The 17321-nt window shown below is 64.2% G+C and carries 6 protein-coding genes; 4 read left to right on the top strand and 2 right to left on the bottom strand.

All coding sequences use genetic code 11. The annotated features are described in order from the left end of the window. Window positions 1-1457: 1457 nt before the first annotated feature. Window positions 1458-7823, top strand: coding sequence for an RHS repeat-associated core domain-containing protein (locus G4D83_RS04185; RefSeq protein WP_338041903.1), 6366 nt, complete (start codon window positions 1458-1460; stop codon window positions 7821-7823). Beyond that, window positions 7820-8107: a hypothetical protein gene (locus tag G4D83_RS04180; RefSeq protein WP_163863060.1), complete on the top strand. Its 288-nt coding sequence runs from the start codon at window positions 7820-7822 to the stop codon at window positions 8105-8107. Before G4D83_RS04185 ends, G4D83_RS04180 begins: the two co-directional genes overlap by 4 nt. A 322-nt stretch (window positions 8108-8429) precedes the next feature. On the opposite strand, the gene G4D83_RS04175 is transcribed toward G4D83_RS04180, so the two are convergent. Both G4D83_RS04175 and G4D83_RS04170 read right to left on the bottom strand, forming a co-directional pair. Beyond that, window positions 8430-9607, bottom strand: a protein-coding gene (locus tag G4D83_RS04175) for an IS3 family transposase (RefSeq protein WP_163863058.1) whose coding sequence is annotated in 2 segments (ribosomal slippage) — window positions 8430-9331 and window positions 9331-9607 — 1179 coding nt in all. Because the reading frame shifts where the segments join, the coding sequence is not laid out codon by codon here. A gap of 12 nt (window positions 9608-9619) precedes the next feature. Continuing rightward, window positions 9620-9856: a hypothetical protein gene (locus G4D83_RS04170; protein WP_163863056.1), complete on the bottom strand. Its 237-nt coding sequence runs from the start codon at window positions 9854-9856 to the stop codon at window positions 9620-9622. A 347-nt stretch (window positions 9857-10203) separates the two neighbouring features. Between G4D83_RS04170 and drmD the strand changes: the two genes are divergently transcribed. Together drmD and G4D83_RS04160 are read left to right on the top strand one after the other, a co-directional pair. Continuing rightward, window positions 10204-13404, top strand: a complete 3201-nt coding sequence (gene drmD, locus G4D83_RS04165; protein WP_240356140.1) for a DISARM system SNF2-like helicase DrmD — start codon at window positions 10204-10206, stop codon at window positions 13402-13404. Then, window positions 13404-17321, top strand: coding sequence for a DNA methyltransferase (locus G4D83_RS04160; RefSeq protein ID WP_163863054.1), 3918 nt, complete (start codon window positions 13404-13406; stop codon window positions 17319-17321). Before drmD ends, G4D83_RS04160 begins: the two co-directional genes overlap by 1 nt.

The raw sequence follows: 17321 nt of genomic DNA, 5'->3' as shown, positions 1-17321 counted from the left end.
GGCTTCATCACGTGCGACACCGAAGGGGATCTTATCTCGGGCTCCTGTACGGCATATGGCGTGGAAGTTTGCAACAACTGCGACGACGACGGTGACGGTCTCGTTGATGAGGGACTTACCGCAGGTGCGTGTGATCCGCTGAGTAACGGTTGCTCCGGGACGATGACTTGTGTGGCGGGCGGTTGGACCTGCGTCATCCCCACCGACAAGAAGCTGACCTGCGGAAATCAGTGTGGCGCCGAGGCTTATCGGCAGTGCGGCACGGACGGCTCCCTGGCGCCCTGTACCCGCGTGACGGCATCGGCTGAAACATGCAATGGATGCGACGACAACAGGGACGGCATCGTTGACAACGCCCAGGGCCAGGGAGCGGACACGCTCACGACGACCTGTGTCGGCCCCAATGGCGTGTGTCCGGGGTCAACGAAGAATTGCGCCGGAGGCCAGTGGTCCAGCCAGTGCATCGCCCCCCCGGAGCAGTGCAATGGCCTGGACGATGACTGTGACGGCGCATTCGACGAGGGTGGCATCTGTCGCTCGGACCCCCTCACCTGTCAGTGTCAGCCCTGGACCTGCGCGCAGTTGGGGATGAACTGCGGCTCCGTGCCGAATGGCTGTGGTGGGATGCTCGAGTGCGGTGGCTGTCCTGCGGGGCAGTCTTGTGGCGCCGGTGGCCTCCCCAACGTTTGTGGCACGACCAACGGGTGTATTCCCGTAACCGTGAGCGAGGCCTGTGCTGGTAAGAACTGTGGCTCTGCCTCAGATGGATGCGGGGACAGCTATTCCTGTGGCACGTGCGCTGGTTATAACTCCTGCGGTGGGGGTGGCACGCCCGGTGTTTGTGGATGCACGCCTCTGACCCAGACGACCGCCTGTAACGGCAAGGACTGCGGCCTGGTCTCCAATGGTTGTGGCAATACCCTCGATTGCGGAACCTGCGACAGCCCGAAGTCTTGCGGCGGCAGTGGGACACCGAACGTCTGTGGCTGCACGCCGACGTCGAAGGTGGCTGCCTGCGCGGGAAAGAACTGCGGCCAGGTGTCCAATGGGTGCGGGGGCTTCCATGACTGTGGTTCTTGTGCCAGTCCGCAGTCTTGCGGCGGCGGGGGAACGCCGAATGTCTGTGGGTGTACTCCGGTGCCCAAGGTGACCGCCTGCAATGGCAAGAACTGTGGCTCCGTTCCCGCCGGTTGTGGTGACACATACAGTTGTGGAACTTGCACGGGTACCAACTCGTGCGGTGGTGGGGGCGCATCCAATGTCTGTGGTTGCGCGCCGATGACCAAGCTGCAGGCGTGTGGTCTGGCGGAACTGGAGTGTGGCTCCACGACCAATGGTTGCGGCGGCAGCATCATCTGTGGACCGTGCCCGACAGGCACCTTCTGCAAAGCCGGCGTGTGCGAAGGCGATTTGGATACCCGGAGGAGCCAGGACTCGTCGTCCGGCTTGTTCTCTCGATGAAGACTCGTGGCGATGGTCGAGGCCGTCAAATGAAGCGACTTCTACTCTCCGCATGGTTTGTGGCAATGGTCACTGGGTCCTGCGGCCCTTCAGATGTAGCGACGTGGGACCATCAGGAATCCCTGGGCAGCAACAAGGGACAGTTGGTGGAACCACCCAGCGATACCCTCGTGCCAACACAAGTTGGTGCGGACGGCTTCGTGGCGGAGCGAGTGACCGGACAGTCCGGGGTGAGCCCAGACGGCTCCGCCACCTATACGCTACCCCTGTGGCTGCCGACGGGCCGTGCGGGCGTCCAGCCTGAGTTGTCACTGGGCTATCTCAGCAGCGGCTCCAACGGCCCTCTCGGGCGAGGGTGGAGCCTGTCTGTGAGCTCTCGAGTCGTCCGCTGCGCCAAGACCCTGGCCCAGGATGGGGACGCCTCGCCCATCACCTTCACGAACTCGGACGCCTTCTGTCTGGATGGTCAGCGCCTGGTGTCCATCCAAGGCGCCTATGGGGCCTCTGATACGGAGTATCGCACCGAGGAGGAGAGCTTCACGAAGGTGGTGTCGCTCTCCACTGACGCGCAGGGCCCACTCCAGTTCAAGGTTTACCAGAAGGGTGGCCTCATCTTGACGTATGGCCTGCTGCATAGCTCGACGCTCGCTGGCCGGCGCGTCAGCGTCCGCCCAACCTGGGGCGAGGGCGTTTCCACCACCGTTGAGGGGCAGGACAGCCGTTTTGCCTGGTCTCTGGCGAAGGTAGAGGACCGCAGCGGAAACTCCATCACCTACCACTACACCGTCCATGGTGATGCCGCTGGCGTTGGGTATGAGCAGACGCTGGACCGCATCGCCTATACCGCCTCTTCCGTCGGAGCGGGGATGGCGGCCACTCGCTTTGTCGACTTCGACTACGGAGGGGATGTTCGGCCCGATACGATGTCCATCTATGTCTCGGGCCTGTCGTTGAAGATGTCGCGACGGGTGCGCGAGATTCGTGTGAGTGCGCCGAACCCCGCTGCGGTGGGGCTCGTACGCGCCTATCGCTTCACCTACGCACAGGATTCCCTGAGCAACCTCAGCCTGCTGCGGACCTTCCAAGATTGTGACGGTGCTGGGGCCTGTACGCGCCCCCTGACGTTCGACTACACCCAGAATGACCCCGGATTCGAGGAGGTAAATACAGGCCTGACGGACCTGACGCAGGGCTCCACATTCAACGGCCGCTTCTGGGTTCTCAACCCCGTGGACGTGGACGGCGATGGCCGCGACGACCTCCTCTACCGCACGGCGTATGACGATGTGGGACGCTACAAGTGGACCCTGCGCATGTCGTCCTCGTCGGGGCAGTTCACCGTGGTGGAGACGGGCAATCTCCCGCTCGCGTGCTGGGAGGCCCCTGCAGGGCAAGACGGACGTTGGGTGGACATCAACCTGGATGGTCGCATCGACGTCAGCCTCGAGGAGTACGAGAGCTGCGTCACCAGTCCCTCCCGGAGGCTGAAACACTTCCAGCGAACCAATCACCCCTCTCCTTCCTATAACTGGTTCTCCGAAACGGGAGACGACGGCCGCGGAGGGAACTTCTGGTACGCCGAGCTCAACGGTGATGGCTACCCGGAGTTGGTTCGCGAGAGTCTGGTGAATGGCTCCAGGCAACTGGGCTACCGGCTCAATGTGGGGGGGGCGCTCCAGGCGTTCCAGCCCATTGTGACCTCGGTCCGTAACGACAATGCGCAGATGGTGGTTGACCTGGAAGGCACCGGCAAGTCCAGCCTGCTCATCCTCGAGATGCAGGACAGACCCGGAGTTCCTGGCAGCTATGAAGTGGTGGGGGAGAAGTACTGGGCAGTGACGCTGCGCAACGGGACCTTCACGAAGGAGGAGACGACCCTTGTCCGGACGGATGTGTCGGGGAAGCAGTACTTCTTCACCGACCTGAATGGCGACTCCCTGCCTGACGCCTTGCGCGCGAAGCCCGATGGCACGGAGTTGGAAGTGCTCGTGAACACGGGCAACGGTTTCGCCGAGCCCGTAGCCGTAGCGCTTCCGCCTGGAGGCGGGCTCGGGAGCTTCACCCGGGACAATGGTATCCGCGTGCTGGACTACAACGATGACGGGCGCCAGGACTTGTTGTTGATGGACCGCGTGGGGGACGTGCGAACGGGGTTGGTGGTGCTCGAGTCCCAAGGCACGGGCTTCGCCCTGCGCCCGCTGCCCATCCCGGTGGGACAGGTCGCATCGACGCGAGGGTACAAGCTCTCTCAGGTGCTGGACTACAATGGCGATGGCCTGATGGACCTGGCTCAGGTCGTCGATGGCTCGTTGCGCCTCTACAAACGCAAGGGAACCAAGGCGGGGCTGCTGGCGCGCGTCAGCGACTCCCTGGGAGCGCAGGTCCAGTTCACCTACAAGCCGATGGTGGACTCCACTGTCTATACGCCGGGCACCACCTGCACGTGGCCGCAGCACTGCCTTCGCAAAGGTATGTGGCTGGTGGCCGAGCACATCTCCGACGCGGGGGACCACCCCATGCGCGTGAGGAAATACAGCTATGAGGACGGCCGCTCGGACCTGATTGGCCGTGGCTGGCTGGGCTTTGGCGCGGTCACCGTGCGTGAAGTGGCGGCCGGAACAGAGCTGCGCTCCGAGTTCGACAATCAGACACGGGTGGGAACCGCCTATCCCCATGCGGACAAGCCACTCAAGGAGGTGGCCCGCATCACCTCGGGCAACCGGCTCCATGTCCAGACTCGGCAGGTGACGCATGAGCACCGGATTCGAGCTGGCGTTGGCTCGGGGACGGTCATCACGATGCTTCCCGTGGGGTTGACGGAAGAAGTTCATGACCGTCAAGCCTCCGAGCCAGAAACTGCTGGGCTGCTGCGGCGGATGGAGAGCACGCGGGAATATGATTGGACCTACGGCAATGCCACGAGCTGGCGCGAGGCCGTGGGTTCGGAGGTGACGACGGGGACCGAGGTGTTCCACAACGACGCGTCCACCTGGCTCGTGGGATTGACGCTACACCAGACGGTGACAAACACCGTCAACAGTGCCTCCGTGACGAGGAGCCAGTCCTTCACGTATCAGCCCGGGACAGCGTTGCTGGCCAGTGAGTCTGTAGAAGCGGGCGACCCGAGCCTGGCGAGGACGACGACATACTTGAGGGACTCGGATGGACTGGCTCGGCAGGTTGTCCGCACCGCCGCGGGATTACCGGCTCGTACCACCTCCATCACCTATGACACGGTGGACCGCACCTGGCCGTCGGTGATGACCAATGGGCTGGGGCACTCGGTGAGCCTCGCCTACCACGGAGGCCTGGGCCTGCTCGCGTTGGAGGTGGACGCCAATGGGCTCACCACGCGCAAACAGTATGACGGGTTCGGCCGCCTGAGGAATATTGACGTTCCGGGACTGTCGGACACGACGCTCAGCTATGCGGCCTGCGCGGACAGCTCCCTCTGTGCTCTGACAAGCACGGTCCGGCGGCGCACCTCGGTCTCATCGGACGGGTACCAAGAGGAGGTCTCCACGGCGGACCGACTGGGCAGGCCCAGAAGCTTCAGTCGAAGGGAGTTTGGCGGGGGGCTGGCCACCACGACGCTCGAGTATGACGGCCTGGGACGCCTGTGGAAGCAATGGGTTCCGTCTCCGACGGGCTTCGAGCGGGTCGCAACCACCTTCACCTACGACAACCTAGGCCGCCGCCTGCGCATGGATTCGCCCGACGGGACTCATCAGGATTGGAAGTACGAAGGCACCAAGCACTCCAGATGGGACGAGAAGGGCAACTTGGTGGAGAGTTGGTTTGATGCCCAGGGCCGCCTGCTGCGCACCGAGGACGTCTTGGAGACCCGGCGTCTGGCGTCGGCCTACGCCTATGGCCCATTCGGGCTGCTGGCCTCCGTGACAAATGGGTATGGGCAGGGGCCTCATTACACGTATGACAAGCTGGGGCGCGTCCTCCAGACCCAGGAACCCAACTCCGGGACGCTGCTGACTCAATACAATGGCTTTGGCGAAGTCACGCAGGAGACTCGTGCCAACGGCGACACGACGACCTATGCGCGGGATGTGTTGGGACGTGTCGTCACGCGGACGGACCGGACGGGCGTGTCCCGCTTCACGTGGGACGTCTCCAGCTCACTGGGCAAGGTGGGAGCCCTCCTGAGCAGCTCGCAAGAGGGCGACCCGGGGTCCAGCCTGGATGACATCAGCGTCGTCTATACGTACGACGCGCTGGTGCGCCCCGTGGAAGAGACGTGGAGTGTGGAAGGCAGCGTCTTCGCCCTTTCCCGGACGTTCGACGATTACAACCAGTTGCAGCGGTTGTCCTATCCCTCCGCTGGGGGGCAACGCTTCTCGGTGGACTACCAGTACAAGCGATGGGGTGTCCTGGAGTCGGTGAAGAGTGCCGGTAGCGCGCAGACCTTCTGGCAGGCGCAATCGCGAAACGGGCTGGGACAACTGACGTCGGAGGTCTTCGGCAACGGGGTGGTCAGCCAGCGCCGATATGACACCCGGGGTCGTCCGCTGTTCATCGAGACCAAGGCGGGTGCCCAGGCGCGCCAAGTCCTGGCCTACGAGTACGAGACGAACGGAAACCTGCGCGGCAGGCATGACCGCGTGGGGGCAACGACAGAGGACTTCACCTACGACGCGCTGGACCGGCTCAAGAGCTGGACGGCCTTCCAGAATTGCGGCTCCACGGCTGTGGACTTCAACTACGACGATCTGGGCAACCTGTTGGGACGTTCGGTGCGCCAAGGGTCCGGGGAGAGCCTCTCGTATTTCTACGAAGGTACGGGGGGCGCGGGGCCACACGCGGTGTCGCGCTCCTCGTTGGGGGCTTACACCTACGACGCCAATGGCAACCAACTCACCGCGCCCGGGCGGACGGTGGAATACACGCCCTTCAACCTGCCCTCGCGCATCACCAGTGGCTCCCAAGACCTGACGTTCCGCTACAACGCCCAGGACAAGCGGACGGTGAAGCGCGCCTCGGCCGGGGATGTGACTTTCTATGTGGGAGACCTCTACGAGATGCGGCGCACGGCGGCGGGAGTCGCGCTGCATGCCTTCAACGTGGTGGGGGGGGATGGAGCTGTCGCGCATGTATCGTGGACGACGAACGCCCTGGGGCAGTTGGTCGCGCAGAAGACGCTCTACCTGCACAAGGACAACCTGGGCTCGGTCGACACGCTCACGGATGAGGGGGGCGCGGCCGTCGAAGTGTCGAAGTACGAGCCCTATGGCGGCAGGCGGTATCCACATTCGATGGGGAGCCCGCAGACGCGCGGCAACTCGCGGGTGCGTCAGGGGTTCACGGGACACGAGCATGACGAGGAGGTGGGCCTCATCAACATGAGGGGGCGCATGTATGACCCGAGACTGGGTCGCTTCCTGAGCGCTGACCCCCTGTTCTCGGGGCCTCGGATGAGCCAGGTGCTCAACCGTTACAGCTATGTGCTGAACAACCCGGTGCGATACACGGACCCGTCGGGTTTCGTGCCCCATGAGCTGCCGGTCATCATCTATGACAGTTGGTATGGAGGCTCTGCCATCGCGGGGGCACCTCGAGGGGGAGGCATCACTCCATCGAGCTGGTGCACGACGCCAGAGGAGGGCGCCGACTGCTATGAGAACATGGGCTCGAAGCTGCCACGCGAGCTCACCATGTCCGCGGAGTTCAGTTACTTTGTCATGAGGACTCTGCTCTCGCGGCCCGACATTCTCGAGACGGTGAAGGGCGCGCTGCTGGGGGCGATTGGCGGAGCTGTCCCCTTCCTGAGCCTGGCCTCTCCTCCCGAGGGGCAGACACGCGATTTCTACGTCGGCTACGCAGGAGCGCAGTTTGCGTGGGGTGGGGTCCGGTTGGTTGGAGGGACGATTGGGCTCTACGGTGGCAGTGCCGCCGCAGGGGCTGGAACCGCAGTGTCGGGGACGGTGGTTGGAGCACCTGTGGGTGCGACGGTGGCGGTTGTGGGCGGTGCCGTGGCAGTGACCAGCCCCATCGCCCTGGGACTTGGAGCGCTGAACATGGTGGGCGCCGCCAACGCCGTGCAGATGGCGAATCAGGCCGGGAGCGGTGGTGGTGGGGACGCCAGAGAGAGTGCCGCAAAGCCGGGAGGGCAGCAGACGAGTTCGAATCCAGGGAAGTCCATCGAGTCACTCAGAGATAGAATGGCGGAGCATCAGAAGAAACTCTCAGATTATCGCGCTAATCCAGATAAAATTGATAATCAAGGTCTCTTGAAAAATGCTCCGTCGGCTGAGGTGCGCCAGAAGATCATTGATGGGCGCATCAGGCACTTGGAGAATGAGATTCGCGCATTCGCAAAAGCCATTAGTGACCTAGGAGCAACGCCGTGAAGATCAAGGTCTCCGAGCTTCGACACGTGACGAACCTCTTGCTCGACCATCTTGAGCGGAGTGGACATTTGGAAGTCGAGTTCACCGAGGACTTCTACTGGAGCATTCCCGAGGATCGCCTGTACGCGGTCTACGACGAGCCCACCGGCTTCACGGTTGGGCAATTGTCGGACGACTGGGAGGAGTTGCGGCAGATCGGGTCGGGGCAGAAACCGCCCGTTGGCTATGGCTTAGTGTGGTTGTCCTCGCTGCTACGGCGAATTGGCTCGAAAATCATTGCGTAGGCCTGTCTTGATTTGTGCGGACGTGTCCCTATAGGTGTGTAGTTGGGGAGGAGTGGCGAAGGGGAGAGAACCTTTCCTTCGTCCCGTCTGTCCCTGCTCGCCATCTACACACCACTTGGTTGAACACGACCGCCTGGAGTGTGGTGCGGGGGGATTGGAGGGCGATGGAGTTCTTCGGTGTCGGGGTGGTGACGCTGACGAGCCCTATTGGCCATGTCTGATTTGACGGGCCGGGTGTGGCGCCCATCCTGATCACGCGACGCGCCGCACCTCCGCGCGTTGCGGCGCGAGTGGGCTTGACCCGATTCGGTGGACGGTTTCGCTAAGCTACTGGCCTCAAGGAATACTTCAATTCGAACTCGACTGGGCTGAAATAACCGAGGGTCGAGTGGCGCCGCTGCAAGTTGTAGAAACCGTCGATGTACGCGGCGATGAGGACACGCGCGGTGTCGCGGCTCTCGCAGCCATCGAGACCTTCCACTTCCCACTTCAGCGACGAGAAGAAGCTCTCCGCGACTGCATTGTCCCAGCAGTCTGCTTTGCGACTCATGCTGCACTGGATGCCGCGCTTCTCCAGCGCTGCGCGGTAGTCCTCGCTTGCGTAGGTGCTTCCGCGGTCCGAGTGGTGGAGCAGTTCGCCGGTGGGCCGACGCTGGTCGAGCGCCATGTCCAGCGCGGCGAGGGCCAGGTGTCGGTCAACGTTCTCGCTCATGGCCCAGCCCACGACACGTCGCGAGAAGAGGTCGAGAATGACAGCGAGGTACAGCCAACCCTCCTGCGTCCAGACGAACGTGATGTCCGTCACCCAGGCATGGTTGGGGGCGCTCGCGGTGAAGTCGCGGGCCAAGACGTTGGGAGCAAGGGGGAACGCATGCTTCGAATCCGTGGTCGACCGGAAGCGCCGACGCTTCCTGGCCGCCAGGTTCCTTTCTCGCATCAATCTCGCGACCCGTTTGCGTCCTACCATCTGGCCCTGGGCTCGAAGCTCGGCATGGACTCGGGGGCTGCCGTAGCGGCGCTTGCTGGCCTCGTGGGCAGCGGCGACATGGACGCCGAGTGCTACGTCACGTCGGGCCCGCGCAGACACGGGCCGCCCCACGCTCGCGTAGTAGCCGCTCGTGGACACCTCCATCACCCGACACAGCACCGCGATGGGGAAGGCCACCTTCTGCTGGGAGATGAACGCGAACTTCACGTGCTCTCCTTGGCGAAGAAGGTGGCCGCCCTTTTTAGGATTTCGCGCTCGACTCGGAGGACCTTCACCTCCCGCCGCAGCCGCGCCAGCTCTTCCTTCTCCGTTGTTGTCATCGCGCTTGTGGAGCCCTTGCTTGCGTCCACCTCGGCCTGCCGTACCCAGCCCCGGATGAGGCTATCGGCGAGCCCCAACTCCTCGGACAGCTGGCCCACGCTCCGGGCTCCCTCTCGCACCAGGCGCACCGTCTCCGCCTTGAATTCTGGCGGATGGTTCCGGCGTTCTCGCCTCTTCTTCTCGCTCGACATTGGACACCCCTTCTACGCGCTTCTGACTGAGCGCGGGTGTCCACCGAATCGGGTCAGGCACACAGAGGCTGGAGCCAGGCTGCTCAAGCTCTTGGCCACGTCCATCCCGCCCGCCGAAAGCCTGTGCTCAGTGTAGCGCACCGCGAAGCCGCGCAGCGCCTCGGGGAATGGCAATGAGCCACTGCGCCGCCCAGCCTTCAGCCGCTGCGCCTCCTGCCGGAACTGCTCCAACTCTTTCTCCAAATCCATGGACCACCTCCTGGCTTGTGTCCCATGGAGGTCTCACAAGAGCCTGGAACCCGTCACGACGGGGCACGGCGAACACCTCCGTTTCTTCCAACTGTCTTTTGGGTAAACGGACCGCCGTCCCGACTGCTCCGACTTGCGGTCCGCTCGGCCGCCCCCCTGGGGCGATCCGCTTGGCCGACCCTGCTATGAACTGCTTGGGTGACCCACCTGCAATCCATTACCCCGGTCCGTCACACCTTCCCGGCGCAATCCGTGCGGGCCCGAGATGTCAATACCTCTGGCGCACCTCCGGTCTACTACTTGCGGGGTATTCTTGTTGCGCTGGCCTGGAGCGCAGTGTTGCTCCCGTGCCAATCGCTCCCATGCTGTTGCCGTGCGCGGGTGATATCGCGCAGGTCCGACACCGTCAGTACCTGGTCAACGAGGTCATCGCTCCTGCGGATGTACGGGAGCAACACACCCTCGTTCGTCTCACGTGTCTCGATGATGACGCACAGGGTCGTCCCCTGTCTGTCTTATGGGAGCGCGAGCTCGCCGCTCGGGTCATCCGACCTGAACAGGGTGGATTGGGACCTCCCGCGCGTTTCGACGAGCCGCGTCACTTTGCCGCGTATCTGCACGCGCTCAAGTGGAGCTCCGTCACCGCCACCGACGCCCGGCTCTTCCAGGCGCCGTTCCGCGCGGGCATCCACTTGATGAATCACCAGCTCACGCCTCTCAAGAAGGCGCTCGAGCTGCCTCGGGTCAATCTCTTCATCGCCGATGACGTAGGTCTCGGAAAGACCATCGAGGCTGGGCTGGTGTTGCAGGAGCTCATCCTCCGCCAGCGCGTGGACCGCGTCCTCATCGTCTGCCCGGCGTCGGTGACGCTCCAGTGGCGCGATGAGATGGAGAAGCGCTTCGGTCTGCGCTTCGAAATCTTCAACAGCGAGTTCGTCTCCCGCCGCCGTCAGGAGCGCGGCTTCCAGGTCCCAGTCTGGGCCACGCACTCACGCTTCATCGTGTCGTACCAGACGCTGCGGCGCAGCGAGTACTTCGAGCCGCTGAAGACCCTCCTGGAGGAGAAGGGTCACCACAAGTCCTTGTTGGTGCTCGACGAGGCGCACGTCGTCGCGCCCGCATCGTCCAGCCGGTACGCCATCGATACGGAGACCACTCGCAGCATCCGCTCACTGGCGGAGCGCTTCGAGCACCGGCTCTTCCTCTCCGCGACGCCCCACAACGGCCACTCCAACAGCTTCTCCGCGCTGTTGGAGATGTTGGACCCACAGCGCTTCACGCGGGGCACCCGCGTCCGTGAAGCACAACTGGCGCCCGTCATGGTGCGCCGGCTCAAGAGCGACCTTCTCGCCCTGGGCAGTTCACAGCGATACCCCGAGCGGCACGTGGTGGGCGTGCGGCTGACGCATGACTCGGGGCGCTGGCACGCCGAGTGGCTCGCCCCGGACGGAAAGACTGTCGAGCAGCGTGTCGACCTGGGCGAAGCCTCCGCCCCGGAACTGGAACTGTCCCAGAAGCTCGCGCGCTACACGGAGCTCATGGGGCCCGGCACGAAGCAGGGACGACTGGTCTTCATCAACCTCCAGAAGCGCCTCCTCTCCAGCATCGAGGCGTTCCACCGCACCCTCTCCATCCACGCGGCGGCCTTCGGCGCGGGGGCGCTGGCTCCCGACGGCGGAGCGCTCACCGGCGATACAGCTCCTGAGTCCGAGGAGCACGGCGAGACGGACGACGCGCTCGAGCTGTCGTTCGCGGAGACCATCCGCGAGGACAGTCAGCATCTGTCCGCCAGCGTCCAGGCGCGCAAGCTCCTGGATGACATGCTCAAGCTGAGCGCCCGGCACCGCGCTGCCCGGGACGCGAAGCTGCGGGCCCTGCTCCACTGGATTCGCGAGCACCAATGCCCACTCACCCGAGGCGCCGCGTGGAAGCCCCGCCGGGTCATCCTGTTCACCGAGTATGGCGACACGCTTCGCTACCTCAAGGAGCAGCTCACCGCCGCCTTCGAGGGGACCCAACGGGGCGATGAGCGCATCCTCACGCTGACGGGCGGCATCGATGACGTGAAGCGCGCGGAGGTGCAGGCAGCCTTCAACGGCTCGATGGAGGAGTTCCCCGTGCGGGTCCTCCTCGCGACCGACGCCGCGCGCGAAGGCATCAATCTGCAAGGCCACTGCGCGGACCTCTTCCATATCGACGTTCCGTGGAATCCCTCACGCATGGAGCAGCGCAACGGTCGCATCGACCGTGCCTTGCAACCCGCGTCCACCGTGCGCTGTGGCTACTTCATCTACGGCCAGCGCGCCGAGGATGCGGTGCTCGACACCCTCGCGCGCAAGGTAGAGACCATCACTCGCGAGCTGGGCAGCCTGGGCTGCGTGCTGATGGACCAGATGCACGATGCCCTCGCCTCGGGCATCACGAAGCGCACGCTGGAGCGCCTCTCCCGCGCCGCGACCTCGACTCGCACGGAGGTGACGAAGCGGGAACTGGAGTCCCAGCGCACGCTCCAATCCCTGCGGAAGGAACTGGATGAGATTGGAGAGCTCCGCGAGCGCAGCGGCAAGGTGATGGACTTCAATCCCGTCCTGCTGCGCGATGCGCTGGACGTGGGGTTCGAGCTGGCCGGCGCGGGCCGGTTGGAGCGGGAGACCATCACGGAAGAGGGCCGGACGCTGGAGGCCTGGAAGGTCCCCGCCCTTCCCGCTTCGTGGAGCACGACTCTGGATTCCATTCGTCCGCGCCGCGTGCACGACGAGGCAGCGTGGGAGTGGCGCAAGCGGCCTCTGTCTCCCGTCGTCTTCGAGGCACCTCCGGGCGTCTCCAGCAAGCTCGTCCACCTGCACCTGTCCCATCCGCTCGTCCAGCGGGTGCTCCAGCGGTTCCTGGCGCAGGGGTTCTCCGCGAACGACCTGAGCCGTGTCACGGTGGTCCAGACCCGACGCGACGCCGTGTCGCGCGTCATCGTCTTCGGCCGGTTGTCGCTCTTTGGCGAGGGCGCCGCGCGGCTCCATGACGAGGTGGTCTCTGTTTCAGCAAGGTGGCTGGACGGCGGCGGCCGCGGGCACCTGAAGCCCTTCGCGGACGAGGCGGACCGCAAGGCCATCGACCAACTGGAGACCACGCTGGCGGAAGCGCCCGCGCTCTCCTCGATACCCAAGGCCGTCCAGAAACGGTTGCTGGCCAGTGTCGAGTCCGACTTCTCGAAGCTCTGGCCCGCCATCGAGGAACAGGCCTCGGTGCGAGAGCGGGATGCTCGCAAGAAGCTGGCGGCGCGGGGCGCGTCCGAAGCCAAGGCGCTGACGGAGATTCTCCTGACGCAGCAGGAGGCCATCCAGGAGGCCCTGGGCGCGCAGCTCGAGCTCGAGCTCGACGCCCAGGCCGAGAAGGACCAATGGAGGAGGGACAAGGCGCACCTTGAACAGCGATTGACAGCGCTTGGAAGGGAGCTCGTCGAACAACCTGAATCCTTGAAGGCCACCTACGCCGTGCGGGTCGCCCGCCTGGTGCCCGTGGGCATGGTCTATCTGTGGCCGGGGGCGCGCTGATGAACGGCCAGAATTATGGCGGAGACGTCGAGCGTCGTTATCACCAGACATGGATGGGGATGGCGCAGCCCATCGAAGGACTGGTGGTCTCCATCCCGGTCCTCGAGGACGCGCAGTGCATGCAGCGCCTGCCGGTGTCCGCGCAGTCGCGGTTCGTCCTGCTGGCGGGCCGGGAGTCACCTCGCGTGACGGATGTCCCACGCTTCCTCCGGGAGGTGCTGGGCTACACCGAGGATGATTTCACCACGAGGTTTCCAGAGGACCTCCAGCTCGATATCGCGGAGGGGCATCAGACAGTCAGGCCCACGCGGGGTCTGTTGCGACGAGGGCCTCCTCCCGCGAAGCCGGAAGGGTTGCCGGATGATTCCACGCCCATCAGCCGCGCCGCGGAAGGCTTCGCGCTCCTGACCTGGGAGCTGCCGGCCGGGTTGGACCTGGACAAGAAGGAAGACACCACGGGCGCGTGGTTCTACGAGCCCACCGCCAAGTTCGACCGCCTGCTGCGCGCGGCCCGTGTCCCCATCGGTCTGCTGTTCAACGGGGACTCCGTGCGCCTGGTCTATGCGCCCCACGGAGAGACGTCAGGGCACATCACCTTCCGGTTCAAGGACCTCGTCACCGCCAGCGGTCGTCCGCTGTTCGACGCGATGGTGATGCTCCTGCACGCGCGCCGCTTCTTCGGCGTGCTGCCCGAGCATCAGCTTCCCGCGCTCCTGGAGCAGTCACGCCGCCGGCAGGCGGATGTCACCGATGAACTGGCCGACCAGGTACTGGAGGCGCTCGGCATCCTTCTCACGGGTTTCGAGACGGCCGCTGAACGGGATGGCTCCCGAGCCCTGGAGGAGGCGTTCTCACGAGGTGAGGACCATGTCTACGGCGGGCTCCTCTCCACGCTCTTGCGGCTCGTCTTCATCCTCTACGCGGAAGACCGGGGCCTGCTTCCCGTGGACCAGGAGCCCTACCGCGATGACCTGTCGGTGAAGGCTCTTCACGCGCAACTCGTCGAGGACTCCAGTCAATACCCCGATTCGATGAACCGGCGCTTCGGTGCGTGGCCACGGTTGCTGGCGCTCTTCAGGTGCATCTACCTGGGCGCCTCGCACGACAAGCTGCGAATGCCGGCGCGGCGTGGACAGCTCTTCGACCCTGGCACGTTCCCCTTCCTGGGAGGCGCGAACTCCGCCGAGGCGGGCACGGATGCGCGGGTGCCTCCCATCGATGACGAGACGGTCCTCCAGGTCCTGGAGCGGCTCGTCTTCCTCAAGGGACAGCGACTGAGCTTCAAGTCGCTCGACGTGGAGCAGATCGGCTCCGTGTACGAGGGCCTGATGGGCTTCCACGTGAAGCGCCTGACCGGTGCTGGAATCTGCCTCAAGCCTTCGAAGGTATGGGTCTCCGCGGACGAGGTGCTGGCCCACCCCGCGAAGCGGCGCGCGACGTGGGTGGAAGAGGAGGCGGGCCTCGATGCGAAGGCGGTGAAAGCCCTGTCGAAGGCGTTGGAGCAGGCTTCGACACAGCAGATGGTCCTGACCGCGCTGGAGCCGTACCGCGTGAAGGGGACCGAGACACGGCGAGCATCCCAGTGGGTACTCCAGCCTGGCGACGAGCGGCGACGGACCAGCAGCCATTACACGCCTCGAAGTCTGTCATCGACCATCGTCCGCCGGGCTCTAGAGCCTTTGCTCAAGACGATGGTGCCGCTGCCGACGTCAGAAAGACTCCTCAACCTGAAGATCTGCGACCCGGCCATGGGGTCGGGTGCGTTCCTGGTGGAGTCCTGCCGCTTTCTCGCGGACCAGGTTGTCGCCGCCTGGACACGTGAAGGAGTGTTGAAGCATGACAAGCACGAGGACGAGGTGATGCGGGCACGCCGGCTGGTGGCCCAGCGATGCCTGTACGGCGTGGACAAGAATCCATGGGCCGTGAAGCTCGCGAAGCTGTCGCTGTGGCTCGTGACGTTGGCGAAGACGGAGCCCTTCACCTTCCTGGACCATGCGCTCAAGTGTGGGGATTCGTTGGTCGGGCTCGGCCTGGAGCAGCTTCAAGTGTTCCACTGGGACCCGACCAGCAAGAAGCAGTCGGAACTGCCCTGGGCGTTCATCTCCAAGGCGCTGAACAGCTCGCTGGAGAAGCGCGAGAAGATCCTCCAGCTCGCGCTCGACCTGGAAGGGCCGGAGCGCAAGCCGCTGCAGTTGGACCTGGAGCCCGGCCGGATGAAGGAGGGGCTTCTCCACGACGCGGACGCGGCGTTGAAGGACATCAAGCGGATCGCCAACGCGTGCGTCGGAGCGTTCTTCGCCCATGGCTCGGACAAGGGGCGGGAGAAGGAGCGCGTCCGCCGGTTGGACCTGATTGGGGCGTGGCTGTCCAAGGCGAAGAATGGGGTTCCGCCTCCCATGCCGACGGACATCGAGGCGTTCTCCGCGCCGTCAGGGACGTTTCACTGGCCGCTGGAGTTCCCGGAGGTCTTCCACGGGAGACGGCCGGATCCACTGGACAACGAGCAGCTCAACAAGGCTGCATGGGTCGATGGGTTCGTGGGGAACCCGCCGTTCGCGGGAAAGAACGCCATCATCGAGACGGGTGGAGAGAACTACCTCCCTTGGCTCCAGGCGGTTCATGAGGGTGCGCACGGCAACGCGGATCTCTCCGCCCACTTCTTCCGCCGTGCGTTCCATCTATTGGGTGAGCACGGCAGCTTCGGATTCATCGCCACCAACACCATCGCGCAAGGGGACACGAGGGCCACGGGACTGAAGTACCTGGTGGACAACGGCGGCCACCTCTATGACGCCGTGCGCTCCATGAAGTGGCCCGTCTCTGGAGCTAACGTCTCGGTGTCCGTCGTGCACCTGGCGAAGGGGCACGTCTCTGGCCTGATGCTGGAGCCTCGCCTGGATCGCCTGCCTGTGAAGTGCATCAACTCTCGGCTACGTGGCAAACCTGAACGCCCGGAGCCCGTGGCGATTGGTGCCAATGCTGGCAAGAGCTTCGTTGGGATGTACGTCTTGGGAATGGGGTTTGTACTTAGCCCTGAGCAGCGCTCGGATCTTGTCTCGAAATCATCAATGAACGCGGCGCGAATCTTTCGCTACGTGGGGGGCGAGGAACTTAACTCCGACCCGAGTCCCGAACTCGAAAGGCATGTCATCAACTTCGGGCAAATGGATTTAGCCGAAGCTGAGCGCTGGCCCGGCCTCATCCGCATCGTACGGGACTTGGTAAAGCCTGAGCGCGACAAGAACAATAGGGAAAGCTACCGCAAGTGGTGGTGGCAGTTTGGCGAGAAGCGTATTGAACTCCAGGAAGCACTTCGTCCCGTCGCTCGTTGCCTCACAACCTCTCGAGTCTCGAAGCACCTGATGTTCTCCTGGCAGCAGTCCTCTACGATCTTCAGTGAGGGCGTCGTTGTCATTCCAGTGGACCAAGACCACTGGCTGACGGTGTTGCAATCACGGGTGCATGAAGTCTGGGCCCGGCTTCTGTCGTCATCTCTCGAGGACCGCCTTCGTTATGCTCCTAGTGATTGCTTCGAGACCTTCCCCTTCCCGGACTCCGCAAGCACCTCAGCGCTCAATGCGATAGGCGAACGGCTCCACTTCGAGCGCAGCCAGTACATGCAGGCCCACAACATCGGCCTGACGACGACGTACAACCGGCTCAAGGACAAGTCCGTCACCGACACAGCGACGCAGCGCCTGCGGGACCTGCACGTGGCCGTGGACCAGGCTGTCCTGGATGCCTACGGCTGGAATGACATCCAATCCCCTCTGTACTGCGGCGCCACTCCCAAACAGCTCGAAGCCTTCGAGGACGAAGTTCTCGACCGCCTCTTCGACCTGAACGCGCAGCGTGCCCACGAGGAAGCCCACCCCACCGTCCGCCGTCCCTCGAAGTCCCGCGCCCAGACCGCCTGA

Source organism: Myxococcus eversor (assembly GCF_010894455.1).
GTDB lineage: Bacteria > Myxococcota > Myxococcia > Myxococcales > Myxococcaceae > Myxococcus > Myxococcus eversor.
The sequence above is the reverse complement of the archived record's forward strand: the minus strand, read 5'-3'. Positions and strand labels throughout refer to the sequence as shown.

Bases quoted from the DNA above. Each gene is read 5' to 3' on its own strand.
- G4D83_RS04160 (WP_163863054.1), top strand. From the start codon at position 13,404: ATGAACGGCCAGAATTATGGCGGAGACGTCGAGCGTCGTTATCACCAG.
- G4D83_RS04170 (WP_163863056.1), bottom strand. From the start codon at position 9,856: ATGGATTTGGAGAAAGAGTTGGAGCAGTTCCGGCAGGAGGCGCAGCGG.
- G4D83_RS04185 (WP_338041903.1), top strand. From the start codon at position 1,458: ATGAAGACTCGTGGCGATGGTCGAGGCCGTCAAATGAAGCGACTTCTA.